Origin of the sequence: Candidatus Tisiphia endosymbiont of Myopa tessellatipennis (genome assembly GCF_964031105.1) — a bacterium.
GTDB lineage: Bacteria > Pseudomonadota > Alphaproteobacteria > Rickettsiales > Rickettsiaceae > Tisiphia.
The window spans coordinates 1,438,038-1,451,713 of the sequence record NZ_OZ035005.1; the positions used below are offsets into that span (position 1 = coordinate 1,438,038).

At 32.4% G+C, this 13,676-nt stretch carries 9 protein-coding genes; 1 reads left to right on the forward strand and 8 read right to left on the reverse strand.

Going from position 1 to position 13,676, the window contains the following annotated elements:
- Positions 1–110: 110 nt before the first annotated feature.
- Positions 111–2,762 carry an aconitate hydratase AcnA gene (acnA, locus tag AAHN03_RS07250; protein WP_342278634.1) on the reverse strand — a complete coding sequence of 884 codons (2,652 nt, stop codon included), beginning with the start codon at positions 2,760–2,762 and terminating at the stop codon, positions 111–113.
- Positions 2,763–2,893: 131 nt separating this feature from the next.
- Between acnA and ccmA the strand changes: the two genes are divergently transcribed.
- Positions 2,894–3,496: a heme ABC exporter ATP-binding protein CcmA gene (gene ccmA, locus AAHN03_RS07255; protein WP_342278635.1), complete on the forward strand. Its 603-nt coding sequence runs from the start codon at positions 2,894–2,896 to the stop codon at positions 3,494–3,496.
- Here the strand turns inward: ccmA and AAHN03_RS07260 are convergent.
- From AAHN03_RS07260 to xseA, 7 genes are all read right to left on the reverse strand, one after another.
- On the reverse strand, positions 3,477–5,015 hold the full coding sequence (locus tag AAHN03_RS07260; RefSeq protein WP_342278636.1) for an NTP/NDP exchange transporter: 1,539 nt from the start codon (positions 5,013–5,015) through the stop codon (positions 3,477–3,479). The genes ccmA and AAHN03_RS07260 overlap by 20 nt on opposite strands.
- A 108-nt stretch (positions 5,016–5,123) precedes the next feature.
- Positions 5,124–6,302 (reverse strand): hypothetical protein, encoded by a 1,179-nt coding sequence (locus AAHN03_RS07265; protein WP_342278637.1) that lies wholly within the window; start codon positions 6,300–6,302, stop codon positions 5,124–5,126.
- Positions 6,303–6,418: 116 nt separating this feature from the next.
- Positions 6,419–7,363 (reverse strand): IS110 family transposase, encoded by a 945-nt coding sequence (locus AAHN03_RS07270; RefSeq protein ID WP_342278216.1) that lies wholly within the window; start codon positions 7,361–7,363, stop codon positions 6,419–6,421.
- Positions 7,364–7,507: 144 nt separating this feature from the next.
- Positions 7,508–9,499 (reverse strand): hypothetical protein, encoded by a 1,992-nt coding sequence (locus tag AAHN03_RS07275; RefSeq protein WP_342278638.1) that lies wholly within the window; start codon positions 9,497–9,499, stop codon positions 7,508–7,510.
- Positions 9,500–10,068: 569 nt separating this feature from the next.
- A complete protein-coding gene (locus AAHN03_RS07280) occupies positions 10,069–10,239 on the reverse strand; it encodes a hypothetical protein (RefSeq protein WP_342278639.1) in 171 nt (56 codons plus the stop codon).
- A gap of 282 nt (positions 10,240–10,521) precedes the next feature.
- Positions 10,522–12,114: a substrate-binding periplasmic protein gene (locus tag AAHN03_RS07285; RefSeq protein WP_342278640.1), complete on the reverse strand. Its 1,593-nt coding sequence runs from the start codon at positions 12,112–12,114 to the stop codon at positions 10,522–10,524.
- 27 nt (positions 12,115–12,141) lie between these two features.
- Positions 12,142–13,491, reverse strand: a complete 1,350-nt coding sequence (gene xseA, locus AAHN03_RS07290) for an exodeoxyribonuclease VII large subunit (protein WP_342278641.1) — start codon at positions 13,489–13,491, stop codon at positions 12,142–12,144.
- Positions 13,492–13,676 lie beyond the last annotated feature (185 nt).

Here is a 13,676-nt window from a genome sequence, read left to right on the forward strand (position 1 = left end):
ATTAGCGTGTCTAAGGTCATTGCGAGACCACGCAGTGGTCGTGGCAATCCATTTCTAATCACTTTTATGGATTGCTTCGTCGCCACTAAAGTGACTCCTCGCAATGACAACTAGGTAAGTCTACTAAAATTCTTAACCACTAAGTGCATTATACTACCATGTTTTATATAGTCTATCTCATTATCTGTAAAAACTTGTAATATTACTTTGATAGTCTCAACTATACCACTTTTTCTCTTTATGATACAATTAAGTTGCTCATAAGGCGTTATTTCATTACTCAAGCCAGTAATGGTGACATACTCAGAACCATCAAGTTTTAAGTCATTTACAGTAGAAGAAGAAAGAGCAAGCGGTAAAACACCCATACCCACTAAATTTGACCTATGAATTCTTTCAAAACTTTCAGCAATTACTGCTTTTACTCCAAGTAAACTAGTACCTTTTGCTGCCCAATCTCTTGATGAACCAGAGCCATATTCTTTACCTGCAAAAATTACTAAAGGCACAGAATGAGATTTATAATCCATTGCAGCATCATAGATACTCTCTTGATTACCTAGTTGGTTTATAGTTACCCCTCCTTCAATTCCGGGACACATGGCGTTTTTTATCCTATTATTGGCAAAAGTGCCTCGCATCATTACTTCATGATTGCCACGCCGTGATCCATAAGAGTTAAAATCGAGAGGTAGAATGCCATGCTCAGTTAAATACTTAGCGGCAGGACTTGTTTTACTAATATTGCCGGCTGGAGATATATGATCAGTCGTAATAGAATTGCCAAAAATAGCTAATATTCTAGCAGATTCTATATCGTGCAAGCTACTAGATATATGTTCAATACCTTCAAAATAAGGAGGATTGTTGATATAAGTACTATCTTTACTCCAATTATAAGTATCGGTTTTAGTTACCTTAATATCTTGCCACTCTTTATCACCTAAAAATACTTCACTATATTTGTCTTTGAACATTTTAGAGTTAATAGATTGATCTATTAACTCTTTTATCTCTTGGTGGGTTGACCAAATATCCTTAAGATATATATCCTTACCATTATGACCTTTACCTATCACGTCAGTTTCAAGATCAATGTTCATAGTACCTGCTAGGGCATAAGCAACGACTAAGGGAGGAGAAGCCAAATAACTAGCTATTGTCAAAGGGTGTATCCTTCCCTCAAAATTCCTGTTACCAGATAACACCGAAGCAACAACAAGATTGTTCCCGGCAATAGTCTCTTCTATTTCCTGCATAAGCGAACCAGAATTGCCTATACAAGTAGTACAACCATAGCCGACAAGATTAAAACCTAAATTATTTAGATACTGGTCAAGTCCAGTTTTTTTTAAATATTCCGTTACTACTTTTGAACCAGGGGCCAATGAAGTCTTAACCCATGGTTTTTTCATCAACCCAAGTTCTACTGCTTTCTTAGCAAGCAAGCCTGCCCCGATCATCACAGTAGGATTCGAAGTATTTGTACAGCTTGTGATTGCAGCTATTACGACATCACCATGTCCTATACTATATTGCTCATCAACAGAGTACTTTTTATCAATATCAACATCACCTCTAGTTAGAGAAGGTAGTTCAGTTTTAAAATTACTAGCAGCATTTTTTAGGTTAACCCTATCTTGTGGACGTCTTGGACCAGCTAGGGAAGATTCTAAAGCGGATAAATCCAATTCTAATATATCAGTATATTCTGGAGTAATTATTGGATCAAACCATAATGATTGTAGCTTGGCATATTGCTCTACTAGCTTTATTCTATTTTGATCTCTAGCTGTAAAATTAAGGTATTTTATAGTCTCATTATCAATTGGGAAGAACCCACAAGTAGCACCATACTCAGGAGCCATATTTGATATAGTCGCCCTATCTGCCAAGCTAAGTGATTCTAACCCATCTCCATAAAATTCAACAAATTTGCCGACTACATTTCTCTTTCTTAGCATTTGGGTAACTGTTAGCACCAAATCTGTAGCAGTAATCATACCATTTAAAGAACCACTTAACTTAAAGCCAATTACCTCTGGTAAAATCATTGATAAAGGTTGACCAAGCATGGCTGCCTCAGCTTCAATTCCCCCAACTCCCCAACCAAGAACTGCTAAACCATTAATCATCGTAGTATGACTATCTGTGCCAACTAATGTATCCGGATAAGCGAAAGTTACACCATTTTGTTGTTTGCTCCACACAACATTGGCTAAATATTCCAAATTAACTTGATGACAGATTCCTGTTCCTGGAGGTACTACTCTAAAATTATCAAATGCTTCTTGCCCCCATTTCAAAAACTCATAACGCTCTAGATTGCGTGCTACTTCCATTTTGACATTCTTAGCAAACGCATCACTTGTTCCATAATAATCAACTTGTACAGAATGATCTATGACAAGGTCAACCGGAATCAGAGGATTAATCTTTAATGGATTACCCCCTAGTTTTTTTATAGCATCACGCATAGCAGCTAAATCAACAATAGCAGGGACTCCGGTAAAATCCTGCATTAGTACCCTAGCCGGCATAAACGGTATTTCAGCATCGGATTTTCTAGCCTTAAGCCATTCTTTAAATAGTAACAAGTTTTCTTTACTACCAGTTAGACGAAGGACATTTTCAAATAATATCCTTAAACTATAAGGTAGACGCTTTAACTCAAGATTAATATCACTTGCTGCTTTATTTATATCAAAAATTTTATAAAGAGTATCTCCTACAGATATTTCTTTAAGATAATCAGGATTCATTCCCGTTCCTCCAATTTTTTAAAATTCAAGTATACACTAAAAATACCTACCACTAAGGGCTTCATTTAACTTAACTTGAAAAAATAAATATTTGAAGTAAATTATATAAAAACTTTCTTAGAATCGTATAAATGCTGTCATTTGAACAACTAACTCTTATTATAGACGAAAAAACTATCTTCACTAATATTAGTATGACTTTTTTACCATCATCTATAGTTTATTTACAGGGAGCAAATGGTTGCGGGAAGACTTCACTACTTAGAATTGTAGCTAATATACAAAATCCAACAAGTGGCAATGTTTTGTATAGATCATTGAACTGTAAATATTTAAAGAAACCTTATTGTAATTATATTGGACATAATCTTGGATTAAAATCCCAAATAACTGTATTAGAGCATCTAAAATTTTGGTCTACAATTTATGATTCCCTTGAAGCTTTAGAATCTTCGATATACTATTTCAAGTTACATAATATTTTGCATGAGAAATGTTACAAGCTGTCTGCTGGTAACCAAAAGAAAGTTGCCTTAGCAAAACTCATTGCTTGCCAGTCAAATTTATGGCTATTAGATGAAGTAGAAGCAAACCTAGATCAAGAAAACAAAGAATTACTATATAACTTGATTATTTTGAAAGCAAATAATGGTGGAGTTATTGTGGCTACCTCCCACTCTAATATAGATATTAAGACAGCACAAATAATCAACCTTAAGGATTATAATTGTTAGACCTTAGTAAGTTTTTGTAATATCGATTTAAGACTTTTACACCCAAAATCCAAGCTACACAAACAACAAGAAAAACAACCATCAAAAAACCAGCTAGATCGTTATGTACAGCATTTGGGAAAATACTGAAAGAGACAAATTGAATAATTGCTCCAGAAGATTTTCCTACTTTGTATCCAAGTACATCTACTGCTGCCTTTCCCTTAGTTTTCATTTCATTATCAAGAGGTATATATACCATTTCTTTAGTAGAATCAAACAATGAATATTTTACGCTTTTCCCTAAAACATGCCACAAACTACCTACAAAAACAATGATCATTAATGGAGAAAGATAACTAAGACCGGTCATAATTGCCAGCAAAGGTTTTTCTAGTACAACAAAGGTAAAAAACATCATACCTGATAACAGTGTTACGATAGGGGTGATCACTGCTCCCCAAAACCAACCACAGCTTCTAACTAAACTACTACCTAGAAAAGCACAAATTAAAGTAAGTACTCCCGTCCAAAAAAACACCTCACCAGTGTAAGATATAAATGCTTGGGTACTAGGGTATAATTGCTTGGTTTTAGACATCCATAATCCTTCAATTAGGTTGATTGTCATGGAATATGAAATCATTAATACACAAATAATTCCTAAATATTTAGATGTAAAAATTATTTTGCTGCTTTCAAGTAACCCTAGTTTTAGTATATCGGTTCTTTTATTTTTGAATCTAATATTTTTAGTAGTTTCTATAATTTTCAATTCAACAAATCTATGCAAGATTAAACAAATTAGACCGGAAATTATAATGATTAGCATAAACGATTTAAGGAGAATTTCTGTTTTGTCGTTAAGATGGGAAAATAGAGGTAACAAAAAATGTTCACCTTTGGCAAAATATATAATTATACTGCCAGATATTAGTAAGTTAGTTTGACCAAATAAGGAAAAAAACGTATAAAATCTTGGGGCTTCTTCAATACTGGTAATCTTATTAGCAAGTTGCCAGTATAATAGTGTAAATACAATTACTGGCCACAACTCCCCCATTATATAAAATAACACAATACTCCATTTTCCCCAAATAATGATAAACCATTTTAAATGTGGAAGTACGGTAACATAATATTCTATTACTTCAGGATCTGGATGAAAATATTCCCGGTATGGAAACAACACAAAAGCAAATAATATGAAAAATCCCAAGAAAAAAGATACTACTATCCTAAACACTTGCTCAGTTGTCATAATATTACAAAGTTTGGAGTAAAGAATGACAAATAAGACACCCATAGGCATCTCACCCCAAAGTTTTATAAAGCTTAAAACTTCCGTACTAATTAATGTCACTACCAAGCTATCTTTGATACTACGTACTAGATTTTGGTTAAGGAGAATACAAAACATTAGTAAAGCCATAGGTACAAACTTTACTAACTCATTAGATCTAATAGGCCAAACAACGTGTCTAAATTTACTATTTCTAGCCCTATTCCACATATTGAAAGAAGAATTTACTGCATCCATTTAATACCCATGTTCATTTCTAAGCAACCTAAACTATAAGAAAAACCATGTCAAGTGGTTTTATAATTTAATACATCGCTTCTAGCTAGGCTAAGATTAACATATACCTTATATTACGCTTCCAGTAATTGTTGTTTGTTTAGACTTGGGAGATGGCAAATGTTTTATATCGCTGTTAGATGTCCCATTTGGCACAACATGTTTAGATACACTATCCTTTATATCATTAATGGCCATTGCACTATTCTTGCTTTTAGTACTCTTTGCCACATAACTGGTTGCTTCTTTACCTATTTTTCTAGCCTCACTTTGAACATCTTTTTTATGTTCAGGTAATTTCGTTTTCTCGTCAAAACTAACCTGATCAAACGTAGCTTTACTAATTGCCTTGCTCTTAGACTTAGAGTCTTCTGAAGTAAATTGTGCCTCAGTCAAATCCGTGCCTTTCATAGAAATATCTTTAAATGTTAGCCCACTTATATCACCAACAATTTTAACATTATCTAAAGTTATTTTATTATTTGCATGATTTTTATTATATTTATTAATTGCAGGCAAAAGAGTTTTTAAAGATTTTGCATCAATAGTTGCCCCTTCAAAACTAATTTTATCTTTAAAAATAGCTCCTTTAAAAGAGCAATTGCTAATTTCACTATTTTGAAAAGAACGTTCTTTAAATATCGCCTTATCAAAATTAAACCCATTAATTATAACATTTTCAGTAGGTATCGGATTTTCTTTGTCAAAAACCAAACCTCTGAAATCTTTACTTATTAGAGAATATTCTACAGTTTTTGAGATTGTACCAATATTGGTGGCATCAGCTTGTTGTTGAAGTAACTCACTTAAATCAAGTTTCCCTTCATCTATTTGCTGAGAACTTTGCTGAACACTCTGCTGAGAATCTTTATCAGAAAAACTAAAACGAACTTTGCCTAAAGATTCACTCCATTTTTGTCTACGTGTTCTCAGTGAGGTAAAACTTCTTTGTATTAGGAATCTAGCCCCTTCCACTAATGTTTCTGATACTATTCCTAGTAATTTCTTGTCAGATAATAATTTGAATATCCCGAACATAACCATGTTATAATTACCAGTCTTAAATTGTTCGGCTATCTTTGTTAAATCTGGTATCTTTTTGCTAGCTAACTCAATAATTTCCTGACCTTTTACTTTTAAATTCCTACCCACAACTGTCGTATTGAGAAATTCATCAACTACAGCACCAAATCGGTCAGCATTCTTGCTAAGAAAATTTGGAATATCTTTATCAATTATTTTCCTCACATCTGCATTTTCTGGTTTATTTATAAAATCTAAAATAGAATCTGCTACTGTAACAGCAATTATCTTTTTAAAAAAATTAAATATTTTTTATCTGTATTTTATATAAATAAAAAATATTATTGATTAACAACAAATACACGTTTTTGTTGAATAAGCTTATGGCAAACTTCCAGTAATTTACGCATACAAGCTACTGTCGCAACTTTTTTAGGTTTAAAATTATTAATAAGTCTGTCATATAAAGCTTTTAAATATTGAAAGCCATTTTTACCTGTTAGTACTGCCATATATAGTGCATCTCGTGGTATCTTTCTGCCTCCTCTAATGAATCTTCGACCTTGTTTATTACCACTATCTCGAGCATATGGCGCTATTCCAACCATAGCTGATAATTCGTTGCCGCTATAATTTTTATTTCCCAACTCAGGTAAAAAACTAATTAATTTACTAGCTAGACATTTGCCAATGCCAGGTACAGTTTCTAATATTTTTGTTTTTTCTTGTAGTTCTTCTGATCCATCTATTATCTCATTTAATTTATCATCAATTTTAGATATTTCCTTTTGTAAGCATCCCATCAATGTTTCTATGCTTTCTTTGTCAATACCATCGACACTATTATGCAACCTCTTTTTTTCATTACTAAGCATCAATACTAAATCTTCCCGTCTTTGCTGATATCTCTTCAAATTTTCTGATTCAATTTGATGTATATAATTTGCTGTAAGTTGCATCTTATCACCGTAATACGCTAATTTAAAAGCATCTTGCTTGTCCGTTTTACAAAAATTTACTGACTTACTAAATGAATTAAAACTATAGGTATTTACCTTATGAATCCGTTGCTCATTACTATATAATTTTTGGCAAATTTCATCCTCGTAGCCTCCTGTGGGTTCGCACACTATTAGCTCAATTTTTTGCTCTTTTGTTAATTTTATAAGCTCTTCATGACCTAAATTATCATTTGCAAAACGATGATATTCCGGTTTACTGTTTGAAATATATATACATACATCAAGCCATTTTTTACTTACATCTAGACCTATTATTTTTTTCATAGTATAATCTCCTTCATCTTATTGTGCAAGGCTACTGTACTGCAGTACCTTCTGCAATTTGTTCAAAGCAAACTTAACGATAGAGGGTACTTATTCTGTTCACGACTATTTCAGTCTAGATTGCTTCAAGTCACCCTCTTACAACTACTTATAACATGTTTTTAAGATATAAGCTTGAGCAATTTTCTCTTGTTCAGGACTATTTACTAGGTCTTGAATTTTAGTAATAATAGTTGTTACCCCCTCTTTATCTTTTAAAGTAGCATTAACCAAATCAGTTGCTATTGGTAATATTTGTGGGACAATATCAATAGCTAACTCAGCCATCTTTAATACTAGCTCAGGTTTAACTCCAGCAGGATCTAGGCTAGCTTTAACCTCTTTTTGCTCAGTTACATTTTTTGTAACTGCTAAAATAGTATCTTTATTTTGTTGTAAATAAGCAGGGATACTCTGAGTTAATAGAGGAGTAATATTTTGAGCAATTCTACCTACATCATCAATTATATTAGACAAAATTTCTAGCGTAGCTTCATTACTAGTTTCATTACTAGCTTCATTTTGGTACTTAGCTAAATTACTATTAATTCTAACTAGCTCTGGCACTGTACTAAGACCATCTGACACTATATCGACAATTAATGGCACTGTAGCATCTATCAATTCTTGTGGTACACCATATCTTGCAATTTGGGGATTATTATTGCTAATATTATTAACTATAGCCTTGATAGCTTCTGTATTTGCTCTAAGTAAATTTGGCAAATCCTCCTTTATATTTTTCTGGACATCTGCATTTTCAAGTAATCCTATAAATTGTTTAATTAATCTTTCTGTAGCTTGATCTTTCAACTCAATATCACCAGTTTCCTGAGTTATTGTTTGTATATCTTGATAGAGTTCCTTTATTTGCTCTAGACTTAGTGCTTTCATGGTATTTTGTAGCACATCAATAGCTATAGGAATTACCTTCCCATAAAATTCAGGGTTCACATTAGCTAGCATTGGAACAATAGGTGATACTACTACTTTATAAATATCCTCCTTCTCTAAATTTTGAGTATTGCTTTGAGCTAAAGATTCAGCATTACTCTTTAGTGTTTCAAGCAATTTTGGCAAAACTTGAACAGCAATATTGGCAATCTCTGTTTTATTTTTTGCTAAAACATCCGGCAATCTCTCTTTTAGTGTTGTTAAGGTTGCATCTTGTAACAAAATATTAGGTAACTGTTTAACAATAGCAAGTTTTTTAGCTCCCCCTTGTTTATCTAAATGACTTACTTCCGAAATAGTTTTAGCCTCTCGTATTTTATCATCAGTATCATCCAATATAACTGGCTTTAAAGCTTCATATATATTACTAACCCCTGCATGGTTTGCTAAAACGTTACCAATAAGTTCTGACAGTACAGGTACTACTTCCGGTAATAATTCTTTTTCCATTCCTAAGCTACTAAGCGTTCCCTGCAGTTCTGTATTTGATCCAACGATTATTTGCAATGCTTTGGCTATATTTTCTCCATCATTAATTAAGAATTTAGATAGTATATCATTTTTTATAAGTACACTAAGATCTATTTTATCTAATATTGTAGCAAGTAAATCTTTTTTTACTTGAGGATCGTCAGATAAAGCTCTATCGGCAGTTAGCTGTACAATTTCTATAATATTTTCAGGATTTTTAAGTATCTCAATAACGGTATTTTTGACAATAGGTAACAATTGACTATTTATATATTTTTCATCAAAACCATCTTTCTTTAATTCTTGTAATAAAATAGCCCTATCATACTTGGCTTGTAGAGATTTTAAAGAATCAATTTTTTCTTCTAATTCTTTAATTTTAGATTCTTTTCTTATTGTAGATGATTTTAGCTCTTGTAATTCTTTGTCTAGTTCCGGTAATTTCTGTATATCATCCTTTTTAGAGTTAAAATCTTTTTGTATCTCATCTATTTTCCCCAACTCTTTTAATGCAATCTTGGTAAGAATTGGAGCAAGATTTTCCACTAATCCATTAATTATTTCGACATTTTGAGTAAGAAATGTTTTTGTATCAGGATCTTGCAATAATTTTATAAAGAAAGGAGCGTTAGATGGATCATATTTTTCTTCACCATTTAATATTTTCTGCAATTTCTCTATTTCCTTAGCATAAAAACCCCCTGAAGTTATAACACCAACAGTTGTTTTAGCATGACTTACTGCAAATTGTATACCCTCTATGGCAGCTTTAAATGCCTGACCTTTACCAATACCTTTTTCTTTTGTTCTTGCCTCTGCTAAAGGAGATAATATTTTCTCTAAATGAGTTTGATCTTTTAAAATATCGCTACATATTTTAAAAAATTTCTCTTTTTCTTCTTGATAGGAAAGTTCTTGCTGTTGCTTTATCTCCTTTTTTTCTTGCTTTTGTTGTTGTTCTTGTTGCTTTTGTTCCTGTTTTATCTCCTTTCCTGCTTGCTGTTTATCATGTGAGTTAACTAACTTGTTATAATCCTCTATCTCTTTGTTGCATGCATTAAGTTTTTCTTCCCATGACTTCAGTTGTTCTTTTGTCTTTTTTTCTTGAGGTTTTTGCTGAGGTTCTTGCCTTGCTAATGCAATTAACTCTTTATACTTAGTAATTTCTGCTAATAAATCCGCTTGCCTTTGCTCAACTAATTTTTTATATTCCTCTATTTTTTTTATCTTTTTTTCTATTTTTACTGATTGTTTGGCAATTTTTTCTTTATCTTTGAGGTTCTTATATCTAATACTTCTTTTTCTTTTTTATAAATATTTTCTTGTAGATTTTTCAAAGTATGATTAGCCGATTTAAAAACTTGCTTGACGGCTTTAGTAAAGGTTGATACCTTATCATTTGTTTTACTCATATCTAATTCTCCTTTATTTATAGTTAACCTAAGAAGGTTTTAGCCATATGTTAATCTTAGCTATACGTCTATTAGCGAGGAGGCTGTAAGGTCGACGAAGCAATCCAGTAACATCATTTATTTATAGATTGTTTCCTAGATTGCTTCGCTTACGCTCGCTAATAGACGCTGGTGGTATAGGTGTTTGCAAACTTTCAACAGTTGTGGTATTGCCCCCGCGGGAATGATTGCATGGACTTCGTCCATATATGACATCAATTCTATCACCATTAGCTAAAAGAATCAATTCGCAATACTCCCATTATCCGAACGAAAAGTTAAGTTTGGAATATTATAGTAGTGAACTAAAAACCTACTGACAAAAGCACCTGCAATTACCGTAATAATAGAGTATTTTATTGTATTATAATTAGGATTATAAGCATAAGCATCTAATAATATACTAAAAATTCCACCCCATAATATAAATATTTCAAAATTAACTTCTCTAGGTATATACTCCATATTCTTGTCATGCTTACAAATTAAATTCCGCAATATTATACCAGCACTAGAAGTCAAACACGCAAAACATGGTCCCCAAAACTCTAACGGTTCAATTCTTTGTACAATTACGGTTACAACGCCAATTATCATAAAGGATGCTTGCCCTAAAGAATCACAAATAACAAGAGTATTACTCCATATTTTTTGGATAAAACTATCCTCATATAACTGCTTATTATAATAAGCTAGGAGTTTAACGGTAGAGAAGCCAACAAGTACCGTTATAAAAACACGGAAAGTATAATATGGAGTCAAAACAAGTTTTATATTATCACCATGGTGTACTATTATAATATCGAGTAAAATACATCCTAATAGAGACGGTAACATTGCTAATACAAAAGTACCAAACAACGTGCCATTTGTTTTAGAGGATATAGTGATAGCAGAAATCGCGAATGCTATACTCCCGATAACTCCAATAATATAACACCATTCTGAATCAATAGATTTTGGCAATAAAATATGATATATATAGCTTTTAACGATTTTTTTATATTCATCGCTATCGACAAATTCTTTTATTGAATCGTTAAACCGTACGACTATGTTAGAAGATACAGTTTTCTTACTGAACATTAAATGTACAGGGGTTTTAATACCAGTAGGGATTTCTTCTATTTGATCTTTTTTAATATAGTTTAATGAAAGAGCTACCACTGAAATTCTGTCAGCAAGAAACCCATCAATTTCATTACGTAGCAGCCCATTAAATAACTCTAGATTACTTCCATATTTAATGATAATATCATTATTATTCACCTGATTTAGGTAATCAGTCGTTCTTGCATCACCATAAACAGCTTTTTTAATTATACCAAGACGGAAATTTAGTAAACGTATCTGAGCTAAAAATTCATTTATATTACTAAAACTCAATTGTTTTTTTGCTGAACGTAAAGTAAATAAGGAAATTTCTTCAAATCGATATGGAAGAGAAAAATTGGCAAAGACTGCTCTCTCAGCAGTATAAGTAGCTCCCGCCACCATATCACTGTCACCATGCCCTATATTTGATATTGCTCGCTCCCACACAGAATCAGCATATTGTACGCCAATGCTAATTTTGCTACTAATACTATTGATTAATTCAATATCTAAGCCAGTAACACAATAGTGACCATTTTTAGCTATATGACTAAATTGGTAGGGTTCTAGTGGATACCAATCAACAAGCAGATTATCTTTATCAGACATTTCTTCAGTACATTGAGTAAAATATTTGTCCTGAATACTAGATAGTTGATTACTACTATCCTCAGGATTAGCAAAGGTAAAAAAGTTTTGCACAATAATAATAATCGGGATGATACTTTTAAGTACTTGCATTTTGCATTAGTTCTCCTAAATTAAGGTCTATTCCAAGTTTTTGCAGCATACATTAATATCACCGTCAAAGAACTTAATATTAAATTCTTGTTTTTTGCTTGCAACAACTTTTGATGTTATAAATTCTCCATCTTCTGATTTAATTACCGCAAAACCACGTTTTAGTACAGTTTTATAATCTAGACTTGTAAGTAGCAAATTATTTAAATTTAATTGATGCTCATAATTTTTTAACTTAGTGCTAATAGATTTTAGCATATAATTAGATTGATGCACTAATTCTAACGATTGATAATTAACTATTCTTAGAGGATTTAATATTTCTATATTAAGTGAGTCAAGTTTTGCCACTTTAAATCTGAGTAGGTTAGGCAAAGAATCTGTTAATCTAAAACTGAGTTCATCAAGAAGTTGTTGATTATAGTCTATATAAGTAGTTATACTCCTAAAAATGTCAGTATTAGAGTTAACTGCTTGCTGTTCATATTTAACTAGCTGATTAATACGACTGCATAATGCATCATAATACGAACTGATTGTATAATGTAAATTAGAAAGCACAGGTACAGCAAATTCAGCTGCAGCAGTTGGTGTGGGGGCTCGCCTGTCAGCTACTAAATCAATTAAAGTATTATCCACTTCATGTCCAACTGCAGAAATAATAGGAATAGCTGAATTAAATACGCTCCGTACTACTACCTCTTCATTGAAAGCCCACAGATCTTCTATAGACCCCCCTCCCCTTGCAACAATTATAACATCAGGTTTTATATCTTTATTTAATTCATTAAATCCTGAAATAGCACTAGCAATTTCACTTGCAGCATTTTCGCCTTGAACAGCAACTGACCATATTAGTATATGAGATGGACAGCGGTCATTAATACGGTGTATAATGTCCTTAATTACTGCCCCAGTCATTGATGTAACCACCCCAATCTTATTAGGCAGAAAAGGTAGTGGCTTTTTTTGTTTATTGAATATACCTTCTTTTTCTAATCTCTCTTGCCGCTCCTTGAGAATTTGCATGATAGCACCAAGACCTGCGGGGTCGAGGACTTCTACCGATAGCTGATATCGTGAATTTCCTGCATACCCAGAAAGCTTACCTCTAGCTACCACTTCCATACCATCAATTGGTACAAACTTAATTTTTGCAAGTACAGGACGCCAACAAGTACAGGCTAGAATAGCTGTATTTTCTTTAAGATTAAAGTAACCATGACCAGAAGTTGCTATCTTAAGACCAGAAATTTCTCCCTTTACTCTAATATAACCAAAATTATTCTCTAGCAACTCCTTGATCTTACTAGAAATTTCAGTAACTGAAAATTCCTGATCTACTAGATTAGTAATAAAACTATCTTCTTCTAACATAATGATACACTGATTTGGATAGTGGATTTTGAAAATGATTTTATATAAGCATTTTAAACTAATAAATTCAAGAACAAATAGACAATTAGTAGTATTACCAAGTTTAGTAGTATCACCAGGTGTAGTAGTATTACCAAGTGTGCAAGTTTAAGTAGGTATAATAGTCCTCAATATTTTAAGGGTGA